At 65.0% G+C, this 1,595-nt stretch carries 2 protein-coding genes; one reads left to right on the top strand and one right to left on the bottom strand.

What is annotated here, in order from left to right:
- A partial coding sequence (locus tag KH616_RS24895) for a GntP family permease (protein ID WP_292254880.1) occupies positions 1-992 on the bottom strand: 992 nt, incomplete at its 3' end.
- A gap of 317 nt (positions 993-1,309) precedes the next feature.
- Here KH616_RS24895 and KH616_RS24900 point away from each other — a divergent pair.
- On the top strand, positions 1,310-1,595 hold a 286-nt coding region (locus KH616_RS24900), incomplete at its 3' end, for a PAS domain-containing protein (RefSeq protein WP_292254882.1).

Below are 1,595 nucleotides of genomic sequence, written 5' to 3' on the forward strand. Positions count from 1 at the left end.
GATGCCGTGTTCATCGCGGCGAGCAGCGCGCCGCCGACCGCTGCTTTCGAACCGGCCGCGAAGCGTTCGCTGACGCGCTTGAAGGACGTGGCGATCACGAGCAGGATGCCGAGCAGCAGCGCGGCCTCGACCGACCAGATCGCGACGACGGTCTTGATCGAGGTCGTCACCGGCGTGTGCACGCCGGGCAGCACGTCCGGCGCGACCGTGTAGGACGCGGTGCCGTACCAGGTCGGGATCAGTTTCGTCAGCGCGAAGTTCGCGACGCCGACGAGGATCAGCGGTGCGATCGCGAGGAGCGGGTTCGGCAGCGAGTTGGTCTCGACGCGTTCCGGTTCGTTGACGAGCGACGTGCCGTAGCCTTCGCCCTTCGCCATCGCGGCGCGGCGGCGCCATTCGAGATACGTGAGGCCGACGGCGACGATGAACACCGAGCCGATCGTGCCGAGCGCGGGCGCGGCCCACGCGGTCGTCTTGAAGAACGTCGTCGGGATGATGTTCTGGATCTGCGGCGTGCCGGGCAGCGAATCCATCGTGAACGAGAAGGCGCCGAGCGCGATCGCGCCGGGCATCAGCCGCTTCGGAATATTGCTCTGGCGATACAGTTCGGCCGCGAACGGATACACGGCGAACACCACGACGAACAGCGACACGCCGCCGTAGGTGAGCAGCGCGCACACCGCGACGATCACCGCGTTCGCACGCGAGCGGCCGATATAGCGGATCGCCGCATGGACGATCGATTCGGAAAAGCCGGACAGTTCGATCACCTTGCCGAACACCGCGCCGAGCATGAAAACCGGGAAATAAAGTTTGACGAAGCCGACCATCTTCTCCATGAAGATGCCGGAGAAAACCGGCGCGACGGCGGCCGGATCGGTCATGAGCACCGCGCCGAGCGCGGCGATCGGTGCAAACAGAATCACGCTGTAGCCGCGGTAAGCGGCGAACATCAGGAACGCCAGCGCGGCGAGGACGATCACGAAAGACAAGAGAGTCTCCTATTGCTTTGGTTGTTGTTCGGACCCGCGGCGTGGCGCGCCGCGGGCCGGCACAGGGCCGTGCAGGTTTCGTGCCACCGGCCGGGATGCGTCGCCGGACAGGCATTTGCCGTCAGCAGACGGCCGCGCGCCGGTCGATGGCTGCCCGATTCTACAGAAAACGTCTCGTTAGGGAGACGAACGGACCCGGCGGCCGGGGCGCATTGGCATCCTGATCGTTGCGGATCAAGGCATGGCCGCTTGTCTCCGGAATGAGATAATCCGTCTCATTAAAGAGACAATCGATCATGACAGGTGGAGACGACACGATGATGAACGACTGGCCGCGTTTGCCCGTCGATTACGGCGATGTGCTGCGGCGCGCGGCCGAATCGCTGTTCAGGGCTTTCGAGGATTCGAGCGCGGGCACGCTGATCGTCGATCGCGACGCGCGCATCGTATGGATCAACGAGCGCTATGCGGCGCGTTTCGGCCTCGCCGATCCGCAGCGGGCGATCGGACGCGATTGCGAGGCGGTCATCCCGCACAGCCTGATGCGCGAGGTCGTATCGATCGGGCAGCCGATTCTGCTCGACATCCTGGAAACCGACCGCG

The organism is Burkholderia sp., from assembly GCF_018375725.1.
GTDB lineage: Bacteria > Pseudomonadota > Gammaproteobacteria > Burkholderiales > Burkholderiaceae > Burkholderia.